General features: G+C 36.1%; 19 protein-coding genes. 5 read left to right on the forward strand and 14 right to left on the reverse strand.

The genetic code is table 11. The annotated features are described in order from the left end of the window. Positions 1-164 precede the first annotated feature (164 nt). Positions 165-947, forward strand: a complete 783-nt coding sequence (locus tag AC51AA_RS12190; RefSeq protein ID WP_500702507.1) for an alpha/beta fold hydrolase — start codon at positions 165-167, stop codon at positions 945-947. A gap of 50 nt (positions 948-997) precedes the next feature. Here the strand turns inward: AC51AA_RS12190 and AC51AA_RS12195 are convergent, their stop codons facing one another. The 6 genes from AC51AA_RS12195 to AC51AA_RS12220 all read right to left on the reverse strand — a co-directional run bounded on the left by AC51AA_RS12195 (position 998) and on the right by AC51AA_RS12220 (position 10869). Continuing rightward, the gene (locus tag AC51AA_RS12195) at positions 998-3763 is read right to left on the reverse strand and encodes a PD-(D/E)XK nuclease family protein (protein ID WP_500702508.1); all 2766 of its coding nucleotides are present in this window, start codon (positions 3761-3763) and stop codon (positions 998-1000) included. 63 nt (positions 3764-3826) lie between these two features. Further along, on the reverse strand, positions 3827-5290 hold the full coding sequence (locus AC51AA_RS12200; protein ID WP_500702509.1) for an OmpA family protein: 1464 nt from the start codon (positions 5288-5290) through the stop codon (positions 3827-3829). 113 nt (positions 5291-5403) lie between these two features. Further along, entirely contained in the window at positions 5404-6597 is a 1194-nt protein-coding gene (gene kbl / locus AC51AA_RS12205; protein ID WP_500702510.1) for a glycine C-acetyltransferase, read from the reverse strand. A 71-nt stretch (positions 6598-6668) separates the two neighbouring features. Continuing rightward, positions 6669-9824, reverse strand: a complete 3156-nt coding sequence (locus tag AC51AA_RS12210; protein ID WP_500702511.1) for a UvrD-helicase domain-containing protein — start codon at positions 9822-9824, stop codon at positions 6669-6671. An 83-nt stretch (positions 9825-9907) separates the two neighbouring features. After that, a complete protein-coding gene (locus AC51AA_RS12215; protein WP_500702512.1) occupies positions 9908-10504 on the reverse strand; it encodes a lipoprotein signal peptidase in 597 nt (198 codons plus the stop codon). Positions 10505-10647: 143 nt separating this feature from the next. Then, positions 10648-10869 (reverse strand): hypothetical protein, encoded by a 222-nt coding sequence (locus tag AC51AA_RS12220; protein ID WP_500702513.1) that lies wholly within the window; start codon positions 10867-10869, stop codon positions 10648-10650. Between the two features lie 173 nt (positions 10870-11042). Here AC51AA_RS12220 and AC51AA_RS12225 point away from each other — a divergent pair, with 173 nt between their 5' ends. Further along, on the forward strand, positions 11043-11399 hold the full coding sequence (locus AC51AA_RS12225) for a roadblock/LC7 domain-containing protein (RefSeq protein ID WP_500702514.1): 357 nt from the start codon (positions 11043-11045) through the stop codon (positions 11397-11399). Positions 11400-11470: 71 nt separating this feature from the next. Next, the gene (locus tag AC51AA_RS12230; RefSeq protein WP_500702515.1) at positions 11471-11815 is read left to right on the forward strand and encodes a hypothetical protein; all 345 of its coding nucleotides are present in this window, start codon (positions 11471-11473) and stop codon (positions 11813-11815) included. A gap of 172 nt (positions 11816-11987) precedes the next feature. Here the strand turns inward: AC51AA_RS12230 and AC51AA_RS12235 are convergent, their stop codons facing one another. The 5 genes from AC51AA_RS12235 to gdhA form a co-directional block, all read right to left on the reverse strand. Next, positions 11988-12368 carry a TraR/DksA family transcriptional regulator gene (locus tag AC51AA_RS12235; protein ID WP_500702516.1) on the reverse strand — a complete coding sequence of 127 codons (381 nt, stop codon included), beginning with the start codon at positions 12366-12368 and terminating at the stop codon, positions 11988-11990. Between the two features lie 7 nt (positions 12369-12375). Beyond that, the gene (ileS, locus tag AC51AA_RS12240; RefSeq protein WP_500702517.1) at positions 12376-15777 is read right to left on the reverse strand and encodes an isoleucine--tRNA ligase; all 3402 of its coding nucleotides are present in this window, start codon (positions 15775-15777) and stop codon (positions 12376-12378) included. Between the two features lie 338 nt (positions 15778-16115). Then, on the reverse strand, positions 16116-17714 hold the full coding sequence (locus tag AC51AA_RS12245; RefSeq protein ID WP_500702518.1) for a hypothetical protein: 1599 nt from the start codon (positions 17712-17714) through the stop codon (positions 16116-16118). 46 nt (positions 17715-17760) lie between these two features. Next, positions 17761-18474: a DNA repair protein RecO gene (gene recO, locus AC51AA_RS12250; RefSeq protein ID WP_500702519.1), complete on the reverse strand. Its 714-nt coding sequence runs from the start codon at positions 18472-18474 to the stop codon at positions 17761-17763. Between the two features lie 173 nt (positions 18475-18647). Continuing rightward, positions 18648-19991: an NADP-specific glutamate dehydrogenase gene (gene gdhA / locus AC51AA_RS12255; protein WP_500702520.1), complete on the reverse strand. Its 1344-nt coding sequence runs from the start codon at positions 19989-19991 to the stop codon at positions 18648-18650. Positions 19992-20268: 277 nt separating this feature from the next. Here gdhA and AC51AA_RS12260 point away from each other — a divergent pair, with 277 nt between their 5' ends. Then, positions 20269-21060 (forward strand): THC0290_0291 family protein, encoded by a 792-nt coding sequence (locus tag AC51AA_RS12260; protein WP_500702521.1) that lies wholly within the window; start codon positions 20269-20271, stop codon positions 21058-21060. 46 nt (positions 21061-21106) lie between these two features. On the opposite strand, the gene AC51AA_RS12265 is transcribed toward AC51AA_RS12260, so the two are convergent. Further along, positions 21107-22249 (reverse strand): cystathionine gamma-synthase, encoded by a 1143-nt coding sequence (locus AC51AA_RS12265; protein ID WP_500702522.1) that lies wholly within the window; start codon positions 22247-22249, stop codon positions 21107-21109. A gap of 105 nt (positions 22250-22354) precedes the next feature. Here AC51AA_RS12265 and AC51AA_RS12270 point away from each other — a divergent pair, with 105 nt between their 5' ends. Beyond that, positions 22355-23098 (forward strand): DUF3298 and DUF4163 domain-containing protein, encoded by a 744-nt coding sequence (locus tag AC51AA_RS12270; RefSeq protein WP_500702523.1) that lies wholly within the window; start codon positions 22355-22357, stop codon positions 23096-23098. 72 nt (positions 23099-23170) lie between these two features. Here the strand turns inward: AC51AA_RS12270 and AC51AA_RS12275 are convergent, their stop codons facing one another. Further along, positions 23171-24325 (reverse strand): ATP-binding protein, encoded by a 1155-nt coding sequence (locus AC51AA_RS12275; protein ID WP_500702524.1) that lies wholly within the window; start codon positions 24323-24325, stop codon positions 23171-23173. A gap of 112 nt (positions 24326-24437) precedes the next feature. Next, positions 24438-25193: an SDR family NAD(P)-dependent oxidoreductase gene (locus AC51AA_RS12280; RefSeq protein WP_500705635.1), complete on the reverse strand. Its 756-nt coding sequence runs from the start codon at positions 25191-25193 to the stop codon at positions 24438-24440. Positions 25194-25268 lie beyond the last annotated feature (75 nt).

The following is a 25268-nucleotide window of genomic DNA, read 5'->3' on the forward strand; positions in this document are numbered from 1 at the left end:
CAGCAAAAAAACAGAGACGGTTACAGCAATGTAGCCGTCTTTTCATTTTTAAAAAACGGTAAAAACAGCAAAACACCCCACACAGCACCACTGAGAGCACGAACTTAATTTCGATATTTCTTTTATGCTTTCTTACCTTTGCCTATATACTTTACATTATCATTTTGAAAACGCTTTTATACAAGAATACCCAAATTTCTTATACTGATTCAGGTCAAGGACAAACCATCGTATGGCTCCACGGATTTTTAGAAAACAAAAAGATGTGGAAGCACTACGATAGCCTCTTCTCTGAACACTACCGTGTGATCACCATTGATTTACTAGGACACGGCCAATCAGACTGCCTGGGCTACGTACACACTATGGAAGATAACGCCCGTGTTGTCCATGAAATTTTGGCGCATTTAAAAATAGAGAAAGCCACCATCGTAGGACACTCTATGGGAGGTTATGTAAGTCTGGCTTTTGCCGAACTTTTCCCCAATCAGGTCGAAAAATTAGTTTTGCTAAATTCCACCTCAAAAGAAGACAGTGCTGAGAAAAAAGTAAACCGCAGCCGCGCCATTAAAGCTGTAAAGCAAAATTATGTGAATTTTGTGAATTTGGCCATTGGTAATTTATTCTGTGAAAACAATAGAATCCGTCTGGCCAAAGAAATCGAAACCGTAAAAATAGAAGCCTTAAAAACACCTTTACAAGGTATCATTGCCTCTTTGGAAGGCATGAAAATTAGAAAGGATAGGGTAGCGATTTTACAGCAAAATCAGTTTCCTATATTATTAATCTTAGGCAAAAAAGATCCTGTTTTAAACTATGAAGAGAGTCTTTCACAAATTCAAAACACCAATACAAAACTTTTTTCTTTTGAAGATGGACACATGAGTTCTATTGAAAACGAAAAGGAGCTAAAAATAGTTCTAATGGATTTTTTCAAAACCACTTAAAAATAGCACTTCCCCCCGATACCTTTCCTCAACAATACGTTCAGATTTTCCTAATTTATTTTTTCTTCAAAAGCAATACTGACATCAAAAATCTCTTTCAACAACAAAGCGATTTCTTCTAAATAATCATTTAGTACCGCTTTCGTTATTGTTGTATCCAATTCTTTATCCACCTTAAACCCAAAAGGCAAAAAGCCCGACTTTAAATTTTTAAACGAAATAATACCCGCTTCCATCGGAACTTCTTTAGCTTCATTCTCAAACATGAACGCATAGGCTAAAATCTGAATGATTTTATCGTTTTTAAGCTCCTGAGTCAATCCATTCCATGACTTCAGCGTAACACTTGTCTTTTCCACTTTTCCCGTCTTATAGTCAATGATTCTGATTCTTCCGTTACGCAACTCGATACGATCGACATTTCCCTTGATTAAAACAGGAAAGGGTAAACTAGGATGATGAAACTGTCGCTCAAAGGTTTTCTCCAGGGCTAGAATTTTAACTGCATCTCCATTTTTAATTAACTCTAATTCCATTTTCAAGAAATTAGACACATTTCGTTTGGCTACTTCAAAAGCCAATAGGTTACGACCTTTTTTAATTTCACCTTCTTTATACACCACTTTAAATTGCTTCAACACTTCCTCATCTAACAATTTAAAACAATTCGTAATATTTGCTTCTGAAATAAATTTGTCCACAAAAGGATCGTATAAAGCTTTTAATGTTTCATGGATAATGGTTCCAAGGGTATTTAAAGCAATATTCTCTTCCACTTCTTCGACTTCGCGAATGCGCAATATCTTTTGAAAATAAAACTCAATCGGATTACGGATATAACTGGTCAAAGCAGAAGGAGAAAATCCTACAGTAGCAATTTCTTTCAAGCGGTCCATTACTGCCTGTGATTTTTCAACCACCATAGGCTGATAAGCCGTAGTAGGCAACAAAGGATTGTATATATCAAAGGTCAAATTGTGCTTGGATTGCTTTTCCACCTCTAACTGGGTAATAAAACGACTGCGTTCTCCAGCATCTAACCCATCATTCTCAGTATTATAAATCAGGTAAATATTTTTCGCTCTTTGCAGCAAATGGTAAAAGTGATACGTATAAATGGCATCTTTTTCTTTAAAAGTAGGCAAACCCAACTCTTTTTTCACATCATAAGGAATAAAGGAATTTTGCGACTTACCTGCCGGAAACTTACCCTCATTCATAGAAGTAACAATAACCGTATCAAAATCCAATACTCGGCTTTCTAGCACTCCCATGATTTGTAATCCATGCAATGGTTCCCCTTCAAAGGATACTTCAGCCACATCAATAACTTGTTTATAGATCGCGTACAAAGTATCAATATTATCAATATGCTTGTGCTGAGAATAGTAATTGATTAACTTATTAATTACCTTAAAAATAGCAAATACAAAGGCTTTGGCTATTTTCTCTTCTTCATTATCATTGCTAAAATTTTCTTTTATTAAAATCAAAAGTTTCGAAATATTCTCTAAGACAACCACTGCTCCCTTTTCCCATTTTTGAAACAATAAATCAAATAGTGTTGAAGCACTCGAATGGAGTTCAATTAATCTATGATGCGTAATAAAGGTGTAGTTATTTTCATTGATGATCTTAACCAAACTTTCTGCTTTAGCATAAGGCTTAACCAATGGATGGGTGAGTACATCGAGTACATCTTTATAATAAAAAACATAACTATCTCCTTTTCTAGAAAGGGCATTGGTATGCATCTTAAACAATTTCGCAATCAAGATTTGCGACGGATTGTTCTTACTCGAATACCCCATTGTAATATTCAAAGCTCCTACCGAAGAAGGTAGCGCGTACAAAATAGGCATTAACAAATTCTCTTCTCCAAGTACCACAGCCACTTTATCAAGAGACGACATTGGATTTTGAGCGATAATATTCTCTATTATACTTCCTGTCAACTTGGCTTGACCAATTGTCTTAGGCGTACCGATAACTTGAATATTTTTAGATTGCGAAAAATCATCCACAATCCACTGAAAAGGATTAGACTTATAATGTTTCCAGTTTTCTTTAAAACGTCGAACAAATAGACCTGCATCATGATAGGGATCATTTAAAAAAGTCTGATCCACATCCCAATATATTTTAGCTTGGTCCAAAGCCAACAGATGTTGCACTATTTTTTCTTCAGCAGCATTCAATGCATTGAACCCACCAAAAACAAAAACACGCCCTGAGTTTTCCTTGGCAAAATCATTTAAATTATGAACTGCTTCGCGATAAATAAGCCCTTGATAACCAATTGATTTATTTAACAAATACTTATATAGCGCCTCATAATACATGGGAAGTAACTTCCAAAAATCAATATAATTCTCTAAAAGCTTGGTTTTATTCTCAACCTCTATACCCCATCTTTTAATATCCTCTATGTCTTTTAAGTAAGACAGTACATGCTTAGGATCTAAAAGATAACGATCGATTTCATTAAAGTCTTGTAAAAGTGTCTTAGCCCAATTAGCAAATAACTCAAAGGATTGTTGCTTTGACTTATCCGTAACCGAAAGATACACCTGATAAAATTCAAATAATAGTTCAATAGAGTCAATAGAACGTATTGCGGCTACATCCTGCACAAAATCCTCTATACTAATAATCTCCGGACAAAAAATAGTATTCTTAATCTCCCTTTTAAAAGCTTCCACCAAAAAAACCTTGGCTCTTTTATTGGGTAAAACAATTACTGTATTGGCAAGTTTATCTGAATAATCTTCAATTATAACCGTTGCTAATTTATCGAGAAAGGAAATATTTATCATGTTATAAAAATAAAAAAAGCCATTCAATTAAGAATGGCTTTTAGTATTTATTTAGAAACTAAATTATAGTTTACCTTGGTATTTAGAACCAATGTGCTTAATTTCAGTTCTTCTGTTTTGTGCTCTACCTGCAGCAGTTTTGTTAGTTGCAACTGGTACACTAGGACCAAATCCTTTAGACACTAAGTTATCAACATTAATTCCTCTTTCGATTAAAGCGTTCATTACAGCAGCAGCTCTATCTTCAGAAAGTTTTTGGTTCAATTTAGCAGAACCTGTACTATCTGTATGTCCTTCAATGCTGAATTTAGCGTTAGGATATTTTTTAAGGATTTCTTTGATTGCATCTAATCTAGCTGGAGTTTCTTTGTCACCAACTTTGAAAGTAGCTTTACCTGAGTTAAAGTAAACCGCTCTTGCTTGAACTTTAAGATCTTCTAAAGCTTCAGTAGTTACTTCAGGACAACCTCTGTTACTAGCAGGACCAGCTACAGTAGGACAATCGTCATCTTTATCAGCAACACCATCTTTGTCAGCGTCTAAGAAAGGACAACCACCATTTTCTCTTGGACCAGCTTCAGTAGGACATTTGTCATCTTTATCAGCAATTCCGTCTCCGTCAGTATCAGGACAACCTTTTAAAGCAGCTAAACCAGCAACATCTGGACAAGCATCATCTTTATCAGCAATTCCGTCTCCGTCTTTGTCTGGACAACCGTTTAATGCAGCTGTACCAAATTCAGTAGGACAAGCATCACTAGCGTCAACGATTCCGTCTCCGTCAGTATCAGGACATCCGTTGAATTGTTTCAAACCAGCAACGTCTGGACAAGCATCATCTTTATCGTAAATTCCGTCTCCGTCAGTATCTTTACCTCCGAATTTGAAAATTAAACCAGCAGTGTGCTGGAAGTGAGATGGAGCGTCTGGAGTTTTAGAAGCATCAACTCTATCACCATCAACAGCCCATTTGTATTTTGTAGCAAGCTCAAGACCAATAGCCTCAGTAAACCAGAAAGTTAATCCAGCACCTGGGTTAACTGTACCATAGCTACTATCTCCGAAGAAAGTATAACCTCCACCAACAGATAACGAAGGATCGATTACTTTAGATTTGATTACATCTTTGAAGCTGTATTTAATATCAGCATCAATTCCGTAGTACATTAAATCTCCAGGATTAGTTACAACGTTTCCTCTTGAATCATGACCAACTGCAGTTGGAGCAAAAGTAACGAATTTATCAATTTTGTTTACAGAACCTTGTAAACCAATAGAGAAACCACTTCCTACGTGTCTTGCAACTTTAATGTAAGATAAAGAAGGAAGGATGTTCCAGTTGTCTTTTACAGCGAATGGCTGAGAAAAGTGTTGATCAAAGAAACCATGCCCTGCACCAGAACTAGTTCTTGTGTCAACTGCATTAACTCCAAATGAGATAGCCCATGGATTGTTACTGTCTTGTGCGTGAGAAGTTAAACCCATCACCATCATCACAGCAACTAAAAGTTTGTTAAGATGTTTCATACTTAATTTTTTTAATTACAATTTAGTTAATTACAAGCAAAAGTAACACCAAATTTTTTAAATTCAAAATGAAATGTTAAAAAAAACCTACAAAAAATAAATCAAAGTGGGAATTATATAACTTTTAACATTTGCCCCACTGATACAAAGGCACTGATAGCCTTATCTAAATGCTCTTTTGTATGCGCTGCAGAAAGCTGAACTCTAATTCTAGCCTTGTCTTTTGGCACTACAGGAAAGAAGAAACCAATCACATAAATCCCCTGCTTTAAAAGCTCACTTGCCATAGCCTGAGACAATTTTGCATCATATAACATAACCGGTACAATAGCTGAATCACCATCAATGATGTCAAAACCAGCTTTTTTCATCCCTGCTTTAAAGTAATTCGCATTCCACTCTAATTGATCTCTTAGCGTCGTATCTTTTTCTAATAATTCAAACACCTTAATAGAAGCTCCAACAATTGCTGGCGCTAGTGAATTCGAAAACAAATAAGGTCTTGAGCGCTGACGAAGCAATTCAATGATTTCTTTCTTTGCCGTGGTATAACCACCCATCGCTCCACCTAAAGCCTTACCAAGAGTACCTGTGATTATATCCACTCTACCCATAACGCCTTTTGCTTCCATAGTCCCTTTACCTGTTGCACCTATAAATCCTGCAGCATGACATTCATCCACCATCACTAAAGCATCATATTTATCAGCCAAATCACAGATCTTATCCAAAGGCGCTACTAGACCATCCATAGAGAAAACACCATCGGTCACAATAATCTTAAAACGAGCACCGGCAGCGTTTGCCTTAATTAATTGCTGCTCCAAATCTTCCATATTGTTATTCTCATAACGATAACGAGCCGCTTTACACAAACGCACTCCATCAATAATAGAAGCATGATTTAAACTATCCGAAATAATGGCATCATTTTCCCCTAATAAAGGTTCGAAAACCCCACCATTAGCGTCAAAAGCAGCCGCATATAGAATAGTATCCTCAGTACCATAAAAATCAGCTATTTTCTGTTCTAATGTTTTGTGAATGTCTTGCGTTCCGCAAATAAAACGAACTGATGACATCCCAAAACCATGTGTATCCATAGCGTCTTTCGCCGCTTGTACCACCTCTGGATGAGAAGAAAGCCCTAAATAATTATTGGCACAAAAGTTTAAAACCTTCTCTCCCGTAGAAATAGTAATTTCTGCCCCTTGAGCAGAAGTTATTATACGTTCTGTTTTGAAAATTCCATTTTCCTCAATAGTCTGCAACTCACTTTGCAAATGCTCTTTAATTTTACCGTACATTTTTTATCTATTTATTATGTTAAATATTAACAACTTAGCCTTTTAAAACTGTTAAGATCTGATTAATTTTTTCACAAATTTACTACAACGATTTCTGTTCCTATATATACCAACGCCTTTTTTAACACTTTATACCCCAAATCCTCGATGGCATCTTGATACTCTTGAATTTGCCGCTTGTATTTCGCGTTAACCACACCGGTTTTATAATCCAGTAGATATGCTTCTTTATTTACAGTCAAAACCACGCGATCTGGTTTCAAAATTCTTCCTTCTTTTTGAACAATAGTTTGCTCATTCAACACTGCATGACGGCCATCAAAACAAACACTTAACTCAGGATGGTTCACGATCTCCTTGAGCGATTTCGAAACGACCTCTATTTGACTAAAAGTAATCAAACCATTCTCTAGCGCTTTTGCAACAGCCAAATCAACATCTGATCTATCTTTAACTAGGGCCAAAATTTCGTGAACAATATTCCCATAGGATATCGCCTCTTGTTGATGCGTTCCCCACATCAACGCCTCGCGTTGCGCAATTTTTATATTTTTTGGCTTCAAAACCTCTGCAACCATTGGAATCACTTTTACGAGATCCACCGTTTTTGTTGGCTCTGAAAGTTTCTTTTTATCGCCGAATTCATATTCCAGCTTATCCGAGTCATAAATTCCTTTATGCATCAAATATTTGATAAAAAAAGACGCCATATTATTGGGAAACTCCCCATCTTTTCGCTCTTTTAAGACTTGAGAAATAACATACAACTGCTCTTCAGCACGGGTTAAGGCTACATACAAAACATTGATATTATCCAACAACTCTTCCTGTTTTTTCTCATTAAAAACAGCAGCTGCCTTGTCCCCAAAACCTTCCACAGCACTGCTATTATCAATCAAAGCTTTCGGAATGCCTAAATCAGCATCTTCAGCATCCAACCACAATTTATCTTTTGGCTTTCGACTATAATCCTCTTCAGCAAAAGGCATAATAACCACTGGGAACTCCAAGCCTTTGGACTTATGAATGGTCATAATCCGAACCGCATTATTTCCCTCCGGAGACGGAATACTAAATTTGGATCCATTTTTATCCCAATAACTTAAAAAGTCAGCCACTCCTGCTTGATTGCGAATATCTCGCTCTAAAACAAGATCTAGAAAATACTGCACATAAGCATTCCCCTGGGCAGGGAGAAATTTAACGATGATAATCTCTACCGCCTCATAGAGTGATTTTTTCCTAATATCCTCAAAAGACAAGCTAACATCAACTGACAATAACCATTGCTCAAAATCACTTTCTTGCTTCTGCCCCATTCCCTCAGCAATAAAATCATGAATCGGCACCTCTACTTCTTTAGTGGTTCCCAGAAAATGCAAAAAATGCGCTTTCGCTTCTAAATCAGCGCTATTGTTTAAATATTTCAACAAATGAACAATCAATCGAACTTCAGTGGCATTTTGAATCATCAGCGTTTCCGATGATAAAAGCGGAATATCCTGCTCGGTTAAATAATTCGCAATAGCAATCCCCTGATCTCTTTTACGAGTCAAAATCACGATATCCTTATATTCAAAACCCTCGCGAACTACATTTTGAATAGTATTTAAAGTCGCTAAAACATATAAGTCCGTTTTCTCCACCACTTCTTCCTCATCCGCCGAATCATTCTTTTCTACGAGAGGTAAAAAAGAAACATTCACATAACCCCCTTTTTTTGAATTGGAATTTTGAAAACTGTGATTTTCATACAGATCTTTATAATCCTCGTTTGAAAATTCAGCAGAAATCAATTTAAAAAACGCATTATTAAAATCAATCACCTCACTATAGCTACGGTAATTGGTATTCAAATGCGCGATCTCTTTTTCAGGGTTCGAAAAAGGATTCGCGTCTTTACTCAATTCAATAAATTGCTCAGCCTTCCCTCCTCTCCATCGATAGATCGATTGTTTAGGATCACCCACAATCATTAAAGTCCCTTTCTTTCCAAAATCATCCTGCCCCGCTAGTGCATTATCAATAAGCGGAATCAAATTTTGCCATTGCATTTCAGAAGTATCCTGAAACTCATCAATAAAAAAATGGCGATACCGTTCTCCTAAGCGTTCGTAAATAAAAGGCGCTGGCTGATTTTGAATCTCCCGATGAATAATTGCATTGAACTCCGAAATAGACAATACATTTTGCTCGGATTGAATTTTAGCCAATTCATTACTTACTGTATTTAGGAGTGAAAGTGGCGTTATATTTTTAAGAAAGGCTTTATAGAAATCTCTCTTTTCGTAGTTTTTATATACTTCCTTAAGCAGCTCAAGCAACTCAGGAATACAATTTTCAATTAAGGTTCTATCTTTAGCCGTCTTGTTAATGGCAATATCATCAAATTCATGAAAAGTTTTATTTTTTGAATTAAACTTCCCATTGACGATACTCTCCAAATGGTTTGGAAAAGTTCCCCTTGAAAAAGATTTCAAATCAATTCCATTTTTCTCAATCAGCAAAAGTGCCGCTGTCGCCAAACGAGCATTTTCTTTCTCCAAGTCGAGACACAACGCAGACATCTTTTTCTTAATGACCACAAACTCCTCAATTGAAGTATTCTGAAAGTGCGAAATCTCAGAGCGGTTATTCTCATTTAACACCAATCTACCGGTTTCCAAAATTTCACGAGAAACATCCCAACTTTTGTCGTCGTCTGTTTTTTCCATCGTAAAATCAATCAGCAATTTTGTCAACACTTCATCTTGACCCGCTTGGGCAATAATAGCATCAACTGCCTCCACCAGTAAATTTTCGGTATCCAAGGTAACCTCAAAAGTCATCGGCAAATTCAAATCGTGAGCAAAAGCACGAATCACCTTATGGGTAAACTTATCAATAGTAGAAATATCAAAAGCAGCATAATTATGAATAATATGCTTAATGATATTTTGTGATTTGATTTTAATTTTAAGTACCGAAAGCCCAGTTTCCTTGGAAAGCACTTCCATCAGTTCGACAGTTTTTGCGCTAGGTTCTTCCTTGGTAAACTCCGATAAACTACCCACAATACGACTTTTCATCTCATGTACCGCTTTGTTGGTAAAAGTAATGGCCAGAATATTACGGTAAGCATCATTTTTAGATGAAGAAAGAATAATTTTAAGATATTCTTTAACCAAAGTATAGGTCTTTCCTGATCCTGCAGATGCATCATAAATAGAGAAAGACGGACTTTGCATAATTTTAATTTTAGTAGGGTAAAAATAGCACTTCTACAAGACTAACAATTACAAAACTTAAAAAAAATCAACAACAAAAAAGCTTAGTGTTTAGGGAAAGCTCTTTTATTAAAAAAAAGTAAAATACCAACACCTGTAGAAATTGCCATATCGGCCACATTAAAAATGGCATTAAAAAAAGCAAAATGTTTACCCCCAAAGAAAGGCAACCAACTAGGCAAATTACCTTCCCAAATAGGAAAATAAAACATATCCACCACCAAACCATGAAACCAACTTCCGTAAGGCTCTGGAGAGAAAATGGTAGCTAAGTTATGCGTACTGTCGTCAAAAATTACCCCATAAAAAACAGAATCTAAAATATTACCAGCCGCACCTGCAAAAATTAAAGCAATTGCTACTACCAAATAGTTGGAGTGACGTTTTTTTATTGAATCAGACAACCAAAACCCAATCCCTACTACAGCAAAAATTCTAAAAATGGTCAAAATCAATTTTCCGTATTCACCAGGAATCTTTGTCCCCCAAGCCATACCTTCATTTTCAATAAAATGAATTCTAAACCAATCGGCAATCACAACCTCTTCACCTAAAATAAAATTGGTTTTTACATAGATTTTAGAAATCTGATCCACAATTAAGACTAAAAATACAAGAAGATACGCTTTTCGTAATGACATTATATAGAATTTTGAAGGGCAAAAATAGCAATTTAATCAAAAAAAACGCTCCTAATGGAGCGTTAATTCTTTTGTAATATCACTTATTACATACAACTTACTAGACTTAGCCCTAAAATGAGGCCAATTATAAATTACAAAACTTATTTTACCGCTTTTGAGGCCTCCACTTTTACCGCTTTTGGAGTATCAGCAAAGAAACCAGAAATGGACTTAAAAATACCTTTACTTTCTTTCCCTTCTTTAGCTTTTTTTTCAGCCATTTTTTTTCTGTCAGCCTTCAATTTTACTCGCATTTTTTCGAAATCTTTCATTCGACTTTCTACGTCTGAGTTAACATCTTTGAATTTCAATACTTTACCCATTGTATAGGTTTTTACAGTGAAAATAATTTATTAATGATTCGGAGCTACAATGATACATAAATTATTTTATATTTATTCAGAAAATTAACACATATGCTTTATAAAAAATAGCATTTATGTAAAAACAACATCCTAAATCAGGCAATTTTAACGACTACACAACACACAGCAAAATGAATGAAATCACTACTACTTTAAATGATTACCTGACTAGCACCAAATCAAGTGCAGCCCTAATCATAAATGGAAAAGGAAAACTAATCACCTCCTTACACTTAGACTACGGAGACAGTGTTGCCGTTATGAGCGCTGCCATATTATCCATGAGTGAAAAATTTGTAGCCGATCTAGATCATGGCTCACTTAAACAACTGTTTCTAAAAACAACAGAAGGTGTCATCATCGGAAACAAAATTAACAACTCTAATTTCATCATTACCTTCTCTAAAGACGGAGCCAATTTAGGACTATTGATGAGAACAACTGATAAAATCGCTACCGAATTAAGCAAAAGCTCTTTATTAAAATAAACAATTAATCTATTAATATAAATCCCCAATTTATTAGGAACAATGACTTTTTAAACGTGTTTTTAACAGAAATGAAAACAAATGTAAACGGTTTTGTAGCCGTAGCAGTAACTGAAATCGCATCAGGATTATCTTTCGGAAACTTAAGTATCGATCCTTCTTTTGATCCAGAACTGGCTTCTGCTTACAACCTTGAAGTGGTAAAGGCAAAATTAAGCGCTGTAAAGGCCTTAAATTTAAACCAAGATATTGAAGACATCTTGATTACGCTTTCCTCACAAATTCACATCATTGACATTTCGCCAAACAAAAAATTTATGATTTACTTAGTTGCTGATTCTTCTAAGGCTAATCTAGGAATGACAAGAGCCATTTTAAGAAAACACAAATTAGAACTAGAGAAAAACCTAGCCTAATTACCCTCTTTTTTATTCATTAGAGTTATCTTTCACTATATAGCTCTAGTGGATATCCTATTAGCCGAACTCTTCACTTCGTGTCTTAAAACACCTATTTCTCCTTGTTCTTGTGAAAAAAACTATTACAAATAAGAAACGCCCCTAAAAGGAGCGTTTATTTATTAAAGTATTATCGTTGCAGATTTTTAGCCTCGATACTCATTGTAGCATGAGGAACAATTTTCAGTCTTTCTTTACCGATTAACTTTCCTGTAATTTTACAGATACCGTATGTTTTATTCTCCACACGGAATAAGGCGTTTTTCAGATCGCGAATAAACTTTTCTTGTCTAATAGCCAACTGTGAGTTAGCCTCTTTAGACATGGTTTCACTTCCTTCTTCAAAAGCTTTGAAAGTAGGAGAAGTATCATCCGTCCCGTTATTCAAATCGTTCATGTAAGCACTTTTAATTAAATCCAAATCGGCTTGTGCTTTTTGTATTTTATGTAAAATTATCTCTTTGAACTCCGCCAAATCAGCGTCAGAGTATCTTGTAATTTCATCTACCATCGTATTATTATTTTGAAATTAATATCATTGTTTGAATCCCATCAAACTCAATTTCTATGCCGTTATCTAAAACATCCACAAAAACCAAATTCTCTGTTAATGTCTCCGACTTAATATAGTCTTCATTCTTCAGAATCGCTTCTTCCAAAAGACCACTTCTTTTAATTTGTACTTTAATTTTATCCGTTACTTCAAATCCAGAATCTTTACGGATATTTTGAATTCGATTAACTAACTCCCTTGAAATACCTTCATTTTTTAAATCTTCGGTGATGGTGATATCCAACGCGACTGTTATTCCGTTTGAATTAGCGACCAACCAACCTTCAATATCTTGTGATGTTATTTCGACATCTTCTAATGATAAAGTTACGTTATTTCCTGCAATTACAATACCTAAGGTCCCTTGCTTGTCTAATTCATTGATTTGATCGGCAGAAAAAGACTGTATCTCTTTAGAAATCAAGCCCATATCTTTTCCGAAACGCGGTCCTAGTGTTTTGAAATTTGGCTTAATTTGCTTCACCAATATACCAGAAGCATCATCTAAAAGCATCACTTCTTTCACATTTACCTCCGCTTTTATCAACTCAGAAATAGCCTCAATTTCAGCTCTCTGATTCTCGTCAAGTACTGGAATCATTACCTTTTGCAACGGTTGACGCACCTTAATCATTTCCTTCTTACGCAGTGATAAAACCAACGATGAGATGGTTTGCGCTTTCTGCATTTTGCTTTCTAACGTTTTATTAACAAAGTTTTCGACAAATTTCGGGAACTCAGCCAAGTGAACACTGGCATATTGCTCAGATCCTGTAGAAATCGTTAAATCGCGATACAATTTATCCATAAAAAAAGGAGCGATTGGAGCGCTTAGTTTACTTATCGTTAGCAAACAAGTATACAATGTTTGATAGGCAGCAATTTTATCTTGAGCATATTCACCTTTCCAGAAACGACGACGACACAAACGAACATACCAGTTACTTAAGTTCTCCTGAACGAAGTCAGAAATAGCTCTAGCTGCTTTTGTTGGCTCATAATCTTCGTAACATTCATCCACGAATTTGATTAGCGTATGCAATTCAGACATAATCCATTGATCGATCTCTGGCCTTTCATTTAGAGGAATCTCCGCTTCAGCGTATTTAAAACCATCAATATTAGCATACAAGCTAAAGAATGAATACGTGTTATATAACGTTCCAAAAAACTTACGACGTACCTCAGCAATTCCCTCTATGTCAAATTTCAAGTTATCCCAAGGATTGGCATTGGAAATCATATACCAACGTGTAGCATCGGGACCATATTCACTGATCGTTTCAAATGGATCCGTAGCATTACCTAAACGTTTGGACATCTTTTGTCCGTTTTTATCCAAAACCAAACCATTCGAAACCACATTTTTATACGCTATTTTATCAAAAACCAAAGTTCCGATAGCATGTAAGGTATAAAACCATCCACGTGTCTGATCCACACCTTCTGCAATAAAATTCGCTGGAAAGTCTTTATTGTCGTCAATTTTATCTTTATTCTCAAAAGGATAATGCCATTGTGCATAAGGCATAGCCCCAGAATCAAACCAAACATCAATTAAATCGCTTTCGCGTTTCATTGGTTTACCTGAAGCCGAAACTAAAGTGATTTCATCCACCACATTTTTGTGCAAATCAACTAAATCATAATTTGATTCAGCCATATTTCCAATTTCAAAACCTTTAAACGGATTTTCTTTTTGGAATCCAGCCGCAATAGAAGCTTCAATTGCATTATACAATTCTTCAATAGAACCAATTAAAACTTCTTCTTTTTTATCTTCAGTTCTCCAAATTGGCAATGGAATTCCCCAATATCTAGAGCGAGACAAGTTCCAATCGTTGGCATTTTTCAACCAATTTCCAAAACGTCCTTCACCAGTAGATTTAGGCTTCCAGTTAATGGTCTCGTTCAAATCGAACATACGATCTTTTACGTCAGTTACCTTAATAAACCAAGAATCTAATGGATAATACAAAAGAGGCTCATCAGTTCTCCAGCTGTGTGGGTAACTGTGTACATACTTCTCTACTTTAAATGCCTTATTTTCTTCTTTTAAACGAATCGCAATCTCCACATCAACAGAACGCTCTGGAGCTTCACCTTCGTTATAATATTCATTTTTAACATATTTACCCGCAAATTCACCCATATGTGATGTGAATTTTCCTTGTAAATCAACTAAAGGTACTGGCGTTCCATTTTCGTCTAAAACTAACATCGGCGGAACCTCTGGTTTTGCTTCTTTTGCCACTTTAGCATCATCAGCACCAAAAGTTGGAGCTGTATGCACCACTCCTGTACCATCTTCTGTTGTTACAAAATCCCCAGCAATTACTCTAAAGGCATGTTCAGCATTTTGATAGGGCAAGGTATAAGGCAATAACTGCTCGTATTTAATTCCCACTAAATCGACACCTTTTCCTTCTGCTACTATTGCATACGGAAGTTGTTTATCTCCATTCTTTACCTTTTCGAAGTCAGCCTCTTCTGCGCTAGCAAAAAATCCTTTCCCGAATTGTTTTCCCACTAAATTCTTAGCTAGAACAACATGTACAGGCTCAAAAGTATATTGATTAAATGTTTTCACTAAAACATAGTCTATTTTTGCCCCTACAGTCAAAGCCGTATTGGACGGCAATGTCCAAGGAGTTGTAGTCCATGCTAATATATGAATATCGCCAAAGCCTTGTAAAAAGGACGGTAAAGTTTCCGTCAAGGTCTTAAACTGCGCTACAATTGTAGTATCGGTTACATCACGGTAAGCACCTGGCTGATTGACTTCGTGAGAAGACAAACCAGTTCCTGCTTTTGGTGAATACGGTTGAATCGTGTATCCTTTGTACAACAAACCTTTATCATAGATTTGTTTCAAAAGCCACCAAACCGATTCCATGTATTTGGGTTTATAAGTAACATATGGATCTTCCATATCTACCCAATATCCCATTTTTTCAGTCAAATCATTCCATACGTGGGTATAACGCATTACCGTCTTTTTACAGGCTTCGTTATATTCCTCGATAGAAATAGTTTTACCAATATCTTCTTTAGTAATCCCCAATTCTTTCTCGGTACCTAACTCTACCGGTAAACCGTGCGTATCCCAACCTGCTTTTCTTTTTACTTGAAAACCTTTTTGAGTTTTATATCGACAAAATATATCTTTAATCGCACGTGCCATCACGTGGTGAATTCCCGGCAAGCCGTTTGCAGAAGGCGGACCTTCAAAAAACACGTAAGGCTCTGCACCTTCACGAGTACTTACACTCTTCTCAAATATATTTTCTTTCTTCCAAAAATCAAGTACTTCTGACGCTACTGTTGGCAAGTCAAGTCCTTTGTATTCAGTAAATTTTGTGCTCATTTTATCCTTTTCTTAAACGAGGTGCGAAAGTAAGGAATTTTGAGGAAAATAGATAAAAGATGACAGAAAAAAGACCGACTTGACAAAATTTCCGATAGATTTAGTCGTAAACAGCCTGCTTTTTCTAAATTTCAAGACAAAACTTCTTATAAAAACAGCACAATAAGCCGCTTTTTAAAATTTTACCCCCAAACAATAGCCCCGTAACGACCAAAAAAATAGAAAGATGCAAAATCTCAACGCCTGAGTCCTTGGTTTGCACCACCAAACAACTGTTGATTCTGGTGACAAGATCATCCGACTCATCCGGCGTAAAAAGACTAGGGACTAGGGCCTGATTATTTACACGAATCCAACGCTTCAACAAACTTACACAAGGAAGCTATCTCGTTTTTAAATTCTTTATTATTGGCTCTTGCTGCTAATCTAGGACAGGAATCAGCTAATTCTATAAATTTGGTTCTGGTATTCATTTGCCAACCAACAGAATTTGTCGAATAACCCAACGCTTCACTATGCCTTTTCACGATAACCTCACCTGTCAAGTATTGATACAAGGAAATTGTTTTACCGTTTAAAATTTCTCGCACGAATCTAAATGTCGGTTTTCCCGATGAAGTTTTAGTGGCTTCTTTGAAGGAAACAGTACTATAAAAATCATCTTCTGCAATAATCAATTTCGAAACTTGCTCTGCAAAATAAGTTTTAAACCTATAATTATGATTGCCTTTCTGGTCTGCAATACTTAACGCTACTTTTTTATCTAAGCTCCCTATTTCACTCCATTTTGCATAACCTGAAACTGTATCATTAGAAGTTAAAACAAGTCTAATCAAACCATATTTAGGATCGTTTTTCAAAAAATAATTGGGATCAAAATTCGCAACACTGACCTCGGAATCCTCAACAGCTCCATTGGTGCGCGGCTCTACGTCCATATGTCTAGACTGAACTTGATTCACAGCCAATAACTCTCGTAAGGATGCATTTCTAATTTTCATACCCTGACCATCTGAAGCATCATACTTATTGGCCATTAATTTATCACACCAAAAATCAGACTCATTGGGCTGATCTAGGTAATAGTAGATTACTGCCAAATTAAAATAAGCAGCATATCGCAACTTTCTATGTTTTCTTTCATCTTCAGCATAAGCCTTATCAACTCCTTCTAGATAGCTCATTGCTGGCTCCAGTTGAGGCTTCAAAGGAGAAAGATCTTCATTGTAGCGCATTGCGCCAAAAACAGTCATCACATTGGAAAGTGCCTTGGCATTATTCCCAAATTCAGGATGCTTTTTACTATCCAAAATCCATAGATAATCAGTTGTCTGCTGAATAACAAATCCATAATCACGATTTAGTCTCGTATCCATAGAAGCAATCACATGTCTTAAGTACTCATTTCTGACCGCTCCTACTGCCTCAGCTGCAAATTTTTCAGCGCTTAGATTATTTTCAAATAATCCTTCAATGGTAAAGGAATTCTCTAAACTATATTTTTTATCGAAAGAGGCATCAGAAAGACAAACCACAGCAAAGCTCCCCACTTCCCTGACTTTCACAATCGCTTTATAGGAAATATAAACCTGCTCGACCCCTTTTGCATCTTTTTCTCTACGCTCTATTTTTTTAATTTCTTTGGAGCTAACTAAAGGATCCCATAAATCAACCCGAATCTCAAAATAAGCATTTGATTCGACATTTTTAAAACCATCGATACCAACATTATATTCTAAATTATCTTTAGCATCCCTAAAGTCATAGACATTTCCAGTATTAACAGCGAAGGAAAAGGTTCTGTTTTTTCGCTCTAAAACCGGTTGCTGAGGAAGATTTACAAAAGACAAATTAAAACTTTTAGGATCTAAATCAACAGACTGCGAAAAAACAGGTACCGCTAAAGTTAGCAGTAAAAAAGTAAGTATTATTTTCATGGGGGTTTGTTTTGGCGAGCCAAATATAGGAAATCCGACTTTCTTTTTAGGAGAAAATTTCCTTCAAAACCTCTAAAGACTTCGGTTTTTTAAAACCATCCAGATGAAAGCTATAATAATCGATCAAAATTTTGAGTAGTATTTGCCTCTCCACCACATGAAAAACTTTCTCACTATTATCAAACTTCAAATCAATCAATTTTTTAAACAAAGTTGTCTCATGCTCTGTAAGAGCACTCATACCGTGAAAAAGCATAAAAACACCTTCGTTCATCTCAAAATAAGGCAAATCAATATCTGCCGTATCGGGATAAAATCCCAAATATTTAGTAATCTCTAAAAGTAAAATCAAGTGGAAATTAGCCACCTCATCATGATGATCCAACCAAGTCAGTGCAGTCTCTAAAAAAACAAAAAGAGATTCGTTTTTTTCCTCTTCCTGAATAGAATAATGCAACATCTCAGACAAAAACATCACCATGGTACTTTTGACAATATTGGTGTGAATACTCTGAAATGGAACCGCTGTTTTTATTTCTTTGAAATTCTCTAAAGTGCCTTTGTTTTTATGTACAGCCTCTATTTCAAGAATCGACAACGGCTGAAAATAAGCTATTTTTTGACTCGTTTTTCGACTTGAAAAAGCATCACGCACAAAATAAGATTTCAAGCCATTAGAGAGTGTAAAACATTTCACAATCAAACTTTTCTCTTGAAATTTTAAGGATGAAATAACGATCGCTTTAGTTTTGACTAACAATTTTAGATATTTAGATTTTAGTAATTCGATTTTTCGCTCTACAATTCCATTGGGCTTTACGACCCAGACCAACCTATCATGCCCTTAGATAAATAGTCACAGTCCTACTTCGTTAAACGAAAAATGCCTTCAATTGATAGACAAAAGAAGGCATTTTTAAACTTATAATAAAATTATACCACGCCTTGCGCTAACATAGCATCGGCAACTTTAACAAAACCAGCAATATTTGCTCCTTTTACATAGTCTGTATAACCTGATTTATCAGCACCATATTGCACACATGAAGTATGAATTGCCAACATGATTCCTTTTAATTTTTCATCAACTTCTTCAGCCGTCCAGCTTAAACGCAATGAATTTTGAGACATTTCAAGTCCAGAGGTAGCCACTCCACCAGCATTCGATGCTTTTCCTGGAGCGAATAAAATTTTAGCTTCGTGAAAAACAGCCACAGCCTCATGTGTTGAAGGCATATTAGCTCCTTCTGCAACAGCCACACAGCCGTTAGCGATTAGCTCTTTTGCCTCTTCTCCGTTTAACTCATTTTGAGTTGCACAAGGTAAAGCGACATCACACTTTACTTCCCAAGGACGTTTTCCTGCTACATATTTTGCTTTAGGATATTTAGCAACATATTCACTAATTCTTCCTCTTAATTCATTTTTAAGCTCCATTACAAAAGCTAATTTTTCAGCATCGATTCCCTCTGCGTCATAAATATAACCATCAGAATCAGACAAAGTAACCACTTTAGCCCCTAATTGAGTTGCTTTTTCAACTGCATATTGTGACACATTACCTGAACCAGAAACTACAACAACCTTATCCTTAAAGCTATCCCCTCTAGTTTCCAACATACTTTGTGCAAAATAAACCGTTCCATAACCCGTCGCTTCAGGACGAATCAACGAACCACCAAACGCCATTCCTTTACCAGTTAACACTCCAGTAAATTCGTTTCTTAATCTTTTATATTGACCAAACATATAACCTACTTCTCTACCACCTACACCAATATCACCAGCAGGAACATCCGTATCAGCACCAATATGTTTCGACAACTCGGTCATAAAACTTTGACAGAATTTCATAATTTCATTATCAGACTTTCCTTTTGGATCAAAATCTGATCCTCCTTTTCCACCGCCCATTGGCAATGTAGTCAAGCTGTTTTTGAAAGTTTGTTCAAAAGCTAAAAATTTCAAAATACTTAAATTAACAGATGGATGAAAACGCAATCCTCCTTTGTAAGGTCCAATGGCTGAATTCATCTGTATGCGATACCCTTTATTTACCTGAATCTCGCCTTTGTCGTTTAACCAGTTCACTCTAAACATAATAACACGCTCAGGTTCCACCATACGCTCTAAAAGCATTTTATTTTGATATCTCTTATTCTCTTCAATAAAAGGAATTACCGTTTCGGCAACTTCTAAAACTGCTTGTAAAAATTCTGCTTCATTCGGGTTCTTTTTACTAACCGAATCCATAAAAGCGGTAATACTTTGTGACATGATTATTAGATTATTAACATTAAAGAAAACGTTTTCGTTGTTATGGACAAAGATAATCGAAATTAATATTTGATAAAATTAATTTTCGAACTCCGCTTAAAAAAAATACAATCATTAACAATCATAAAAAGCAGTATTCAAATTAGCAATTATAAAAGAAAACACCCTAAACATATTTAATAAATTAATATTTTAACTAAAGAATCATCAATACACTTCTTTAAATGGTTTTGTCACTTTGTTTTCGTATATTTATCTTGATTTGAAGACCTAAACCATGCTCAAACACACCTTACTCAAAACCTTTACTTTGTTTGTCCTCTCCACAACAGCAGTAGCGCAATCAAAACTGGCTCATGAAGTAGGAATCGTTTTTGGCCCTGTAGCCATGCAATCCGACTATGGTCCAAAAAGTGGTTTTAACCTCAGCTCGGCCAACACTGGTTTTGGACTCGGAGTGGTTCACTTTCTTAATTTTTCAGCCCAAAACGACAGAGCACATTTTTTTTCAGAACATTTTAAAGTAAGATCAGAATTATCCTTTAGCAAAAGCTCTTTTAAAGATCTCAGAACCTCCTCCTCATCACCCTCTGAAGACGAATCACCACAGTTTTCAGCCATCAAAGGAAGTTCTACGGTACTGAATCTTGGAGGCCAAATCGAATACAGTCCCTTTATGTCCATACACGACTTCGAGAATACTATAGGAAGTTTTAGTCCGTATATTAGTTTGGGATTTCTCGTCAGTTACTACAGTGCATCCGTAAGTTCATCATTAGGTGCTTTAGGAACCTCCGCAACCACTCCTCAAGAATTGTTAAGCCCTTCAGAAGGACACCCACATGGCTACTCTAGCGAAGGAGGTATTAGCCCATCTGCTATAGCGAGTATCGGCGTACACTATAAATTAACCAAAATGAGCGATTTAATGTTTGAAAGTCGTGTTCAACTCTATAATTCAGACTGGATAGACGGCATCAACCCTAATCCTGGCCTCTATACAGCAAACAAAACCAAGGATTGGCAAGTTTGGTTTAATGTCGGCTACATTTATTATTTAGAGTTCTAATTAAAAAAAACAACCCCCAATTCGAGAGAAATTGGGGGTTGTTTTTTTATGCTAAAGCCTGTTCTAAATCGGCTATTAAATCCTCTGCGTCTTCAATACCCACGCTCAAGCGAACCAGATCATCCGTAATTCCCACTTCCGCTCTCTTATCCGCTGGAATAGAAGCATGTGTCATTAAGGCCGGGTGATTGGCTAGAGACTCAACTCCTCCAAGAGACTCAGCTAAAGTAAAGACTTTCAATTTTTCTAAGAAAGCAATAGAATCCTCTTTTTTACCAGAAGCAAAAGTAAAAGAAACCATTCCTCCAAAGGCTTTCATTTGCTTTTTAGCAATTTCATGAAAAGGATGGCTTTTCAAACCTGGATAATAAACGGTATTTATTTTAGGATGTTTCGTTAAAAACTCCACCACTTTTTCTCCATTTTCACAATGTCTTTGTACTCTTAATGACAAAGTCTTAATCCCTCGTAAAACCAAGAAACTATCCATTGGTCCAAGTGTGGCTCCCGTTGCAAATTGTTGAAAATGCAATTGTTCCCCTAAGGCCTCATCTTTTACAATTAAAGCTCCAGCAATAACATCAGAATGCCCACCTAAGTATTTGGTCGCTGAATGCATCACGATATCCGCTCCTAAATCAAGCGGCTTTTGCAAATAAGGTGTCGCAAAAGTATTATCAACAGCAAATAAAATTTTATTGGCTTTGGTAATTTTAGCCACTTCTTCAATGTCGGCTAATTTCATCAAGGGATTTGTTGGCGTTTCCACCCAAATCAATTTCGTATTTTCATTGATCAAAGACTTCAATTTTTCAAGATCGGTCATATCAACAAAATGAAATTTAATCCCTGAATCTTTATAAATCCTAGAGAACATTCTATAAGTTCCACCATACAAATCGTCCATTGCAATCACTTCATCTCCTGCTTTAAACGATCTCAAAACACAATCCGTTGCTGCTAAACCTGAAGAGAAAGCCAATCCACGAGTACCATTTTCGATACTAGCCAAAGCATTTTCTAGAGCGCTACGCGTTGGATTCGAAGCCCTACTATACTCATAATCACCCAAAGGCTGACCTGGACTGGTCTGAATAAAAGTCGAAGTTTGATACACTGGAGGCATTACGGCTCCTGTACTGGGATCATGATGTTGACCACCATGTATAACTTTAGTATTGAATTTCATATAGTTACAATTTTTAAATGCTTAAATATTCCACAAATTTACCGTTTAATTTATTCTTATCCTGACACATCTCCTTACCTTTGTGATTAATTAACACTTTTTAAGATGAAACACTACACCCTTCTTCTCATCGTGCTTATATTAGTAACTGGATGCTCGAAAGAATTAACGCTCGAAAATGAAGTCTTTGAAAAAGAATCCACCATACCTTGCAAAAGCGATTGCCCTAAAATCACCCTCAATATCCCTGTAGCCAAAAACATCCCTGTGGTGGCCGACAGCATCAATAGAAAAATACTAATGGTTTTAAAAGAAATCGTTTATTTCGGGGATAAACCCTCTGAGGCAAAAGATTACAATAGCCTAACAAAATCTTTTATTGAAGCTTACGAAAGTATGCACAAAAAATTCCCAGGAGAAACCTATGGTTGGCAAGCTAAAATAGTGGGCAATATCGAATACCAATCAGATGAAATTCTAAACATCAAAATCGATCATTATACTTTTACAGGCGGAGCACACGGTTACCAAGGACACCGTTCCTTATTATTTAATCTGAAAACAGGAAAAACCATTACCACCGACCAATTGTTTAAAAACAGGAAAGAATTTAAAGCTTTCGCTGAAAAAGAATTTAGAGCCAAATATAAAATACCTGCTCAATCAAACATTAATGCCACTGGCTTAATGTTCGAGAAAGATACTTTTGAGTTGCCTCAAAACATCTTCTACACAGATAAAGGCCTGCTTTTATACTACAACTCCTATGAGGTAGCTTCCTATGTTGATGGCCCCAAAGAAATTTGGTTTCCCTATGAAAAAGTCAACAAGTACTTAGTTTTTAAGTAAAGTAGCCCCTTCCTTGTTAGCGGTATAGAATTTTCATGTGACCTTCATCACTCCCCTAATCCCTCAAGCTCTTTAGGACTTCGCGCCTTCTTGAAAATCATATTTCATTTTTCGTAAAATTCGCAAGGCTTCCTTAAACGATAAATACACCTGTGGAAATGGTTTTAAAAGCAATTTGGCGTCAATGAGTTTTTGCTTGGCCTCATCAAAACCATTTAAATAACAAATCATAAAAGTGGACGGAAGATTATCCAAATCTTTTAATTCTCGCTGGGATAAAGCAAATCCCTTTTGCAATTTCTGAAGCAGTGCTAAATTGGCATTATAAATATGAAATAACATTTTTCGATTAAACTCAGGCGGTAGAAAAAGCATTTCACGCTCAATTTTATAGTAGCCGTTATCAAAAAAATGAATGGTTTGTTTCTCTAAAGGATAATAACTTGTTTTATCGTTAAGACCTAATGGGACATATTCGGTAATGGTGAAACTATCATCATCAAAGACGATGGTCACCACATCCTGAGCGGAATAAAAAAGTTTGATTTGCTCATTGATCAACTCTATATCTACGCGGGACAAAAAGGTTTTATCACGGGATTTATGCGGCACTCCAGCCCAACAAATGACAAAAAGTTCTTTGAACACATGATATTTAGGCGACATATCTTTATGTCTGAAATTCATAAAATCAATGACACCGTCCAAGGTATATTGTATGCTGTTTCGAGAACTATTCTCAATCCCGATAACCGTTTCTGTATTTTGATAATTTTTCTCAACTTCTCCCTCAACAGGCACCGAATTACTTCCTCTACGCACAAAAACACTATTGGCTGGAGTGGTATGTATCCCTTTTTTAAAATAGGATATTTTGCTTTTGGGCTTAATGGTAACCAACCCTACCACTTTGTCTTTTGGCAGATTGGGAAAAGGTACATTTTCATATTGGATTCTCGGTGGATTTTCTAAAAAGGCATTGACCAAATTCTGGATTCGGCTGTCGTCAAAAAAATCATCCCCCACGATTTCGTTGTCATGATCTTCAACACCTACGACAATATAAGAATTGTTAGTAGGATTCGAATTCGACAAAGCGCAAATATGCTTAAGGAACTTTCCTTTTCCTTCACGAGAATGCAAATTTAATTGCCTTTTCTTATCATAAAAACTACTCTCATCATTATGAGCAAGTAGGTTTTTTATTAAAAGGCGTTTATTAATCATACTCTAGCTATTTTTTACCAATTACACTTTCTTACCCACCGTTGTTTGGTACGAAAACCTCCTTTTACCCATAGGTAGTCCAGCCAACTCTTTTGAACTTTCACATAATCCTTTATATATCTTTCTTTACAATGGTGGCCGAGGCCTGTGCCGTTGGATACACAATCAGATCTGCTATATTAACATGGTATTTTCTGGACACTACAAAATGGATAATATCCGCAATATCCTCAGCCTGCAAAGCATCCAATCCCTTATATACTGAACTGGCTCTATCGGTATCCCCTTTAAAACGCACTTCACTAAATTCAGTTTCTACCATTCCTGGATGAATGGCTCCTACTCGAATGCCAAACTGATTCAAATCCATTCTCATTCCGTTACTAATGGCATCTACGGCATGTTTTGATGCGCAGTACACATTCCCATTGGGATACACTTCCTTACCGGCAATGGAGCCAATATTTATAATGTGACCTGATTTTCTCGCAATCATTTGTGGCATGATCGCTTTTGACACATACAATAGCCCCTTCACGTTAATATCAATCATTGCGTCCCAATCCTCAAGATCTCCACTTTGAATTGGATCAAGACCGTGCGCATTCCCTGCATTGTTGATTAAGATATCAACCGTCGAAAATTCAGCAGGTAAAGAATTAATGCTTTCAATAACTGCCTCTTTATCTCGCACATCAAAAGATAAAGTATGCACTTCGGTTAAAACAGCAAGTTCTTTCTCAAGGGCTAGTAAACGCTCCTTTCGTCTTCCACAAAGGATAATGTTATAGCCGTTTTTAGCCATTATTTCAGCCGTTGCCTTTCCAATACCACTTGTAGCCCCTGTTATTAATACCGTTTTTTTCATAATATACATTTTCTTTTATTTTAAGACATAATCGCCCTGTTTTACTAGGATTTAATTAAACGTCAAACAAAATTA

It is taken from the genome of Flavobacterium sp. OHVDL-2026-0007, from assembly GCF_059882335.1.

What these genes read in the sequence shown, in the direction of transcription:
- AC51AA_RS12195 (WP_500702508.1), bottom strand. Translation starts at nt 3,763, where the DNA reads ATGATAAATATTTCCTTTCTCGATAAATTAGCAACGGTTATAATTGAA.
- AC51AA_RS12200 (WP_500702509.1), bottom strand. Translation starts at nt 5,290, where the DNA reads ATGAAACATCTTAACAAACTTTTAGTTGCTGTGATGATGGTGATGGGT.
- kbl (WP_500702510.1), bottom strand. Translation starts at nt 6,597, where the DNA reads ATGTACGGTAAAATTAAAGAGCATTTGCAAAGTGAGTTGCAGACTATT.
- AC51AA_RS12210 (WP_500702511.1), bottom strand. Translation starts at nt 9,824, where the DNA reads ATGCAAAGTCCGTCTTTCTCTATTTATGATGCATCTGCAGGATCAGGA.
- AC51AA_RS12215 (WP_500702512.1), bottom strand. Translation starts at nt 10,504, where the DNA reads ATGTCATTACGAAAAGCGTATCTTCTTGTATTTTTAGTCTTAATTGTG.
- AC51AA_RS12220 (WP_500702513.1), bottom strand. Translation starts at nt 10,869, where the DNA reads ATGGGTAAAGTATTGAAATTCAAAGATGTTAACTCAGACGTAGAAAGT.
- AC51AA_RS12225 (WP_500702514.1), top strand. Translation starts at nt 11,043, where the DNA reads ATGAATGAAATCACTACTACTTTAAATGATTACCTGACTAGCACCAAA.
- AC51AA_RS12230 (WP_500702515.1), top strand. Translation starts at nt 11,471, where the DNA reads ATGAAAACAAATGTAAACGGTTTTGTAGCCGTAGCAGTAACTGAAATC.
- AC51AA_RS12235 (WP_500702516.1), bottom strand. Translation starts at nt 12,368, where the DNA reads ATGGTAGATGAAATTACAAGATACTCTGACGCTGATTTGGCGGAGTTC.
- ileS (WP_500702517.1), bottom strand. Translation starts at nt 15,777, where the DNA reads ATGAGCACAAAATTTACTGAATACAAAGGACTTGACTTGCCAACAGTA.
- AC51AA_RS12245 (WP_500702518.1), bottom strand. Translation starts at nt 17,714, where the DNA reads ATGAAAATAATACTTACTTTTTTACTGCTAACTTTAGCGGTACCTGTT.
- gdhA (WP_500702520.1), bottom strand. Translation starts at nt 19,991, where the DNA reads ATGTCACAAAGTATTACCGCTTTTATGGATTCGGTTAGTAAAAAGAAC.
- AC51AA_RS12260 (WP_500702521.1), top strand. Translation starts at nt 20,269, where the DNA reads ATGCTCAAACACACCTTACTCAAAACCTTTACTTTGTTTGTCCTCTCC.
- AC51AA_RS12265 (WP_500702522.1), bottom strand. Translation starts at nt 22,249, where the DNA reads ATGAAATTCAATACTAAAGTTATACATGGTGGTCAACATCATGATCCC.
- AC51AA_RS12270 (WP_500702523.1), top strand. Translation starts at nt 22,355, where the DNA reads ATGAAACACTACACCCTTCTTCTCATCGTGCTTATATTAGTAACTGGA.
- AC51AA_RS12275 (WP_500702524.1), bottom strand. Translation starts at nt 24,325, where the DNA reads ATGATTAATAAACGCCTTTTAATAAAAAACCTACTTGCTCATAATGAT.
- AC51AA_RS12280 (WP_500705635.1), bottom strand. Translation starts at nt 25,193, where the DNA reads ATGAAAAAAACGGTATTAATAACAGGGGCTACAAGTGGTATTGGAAAG.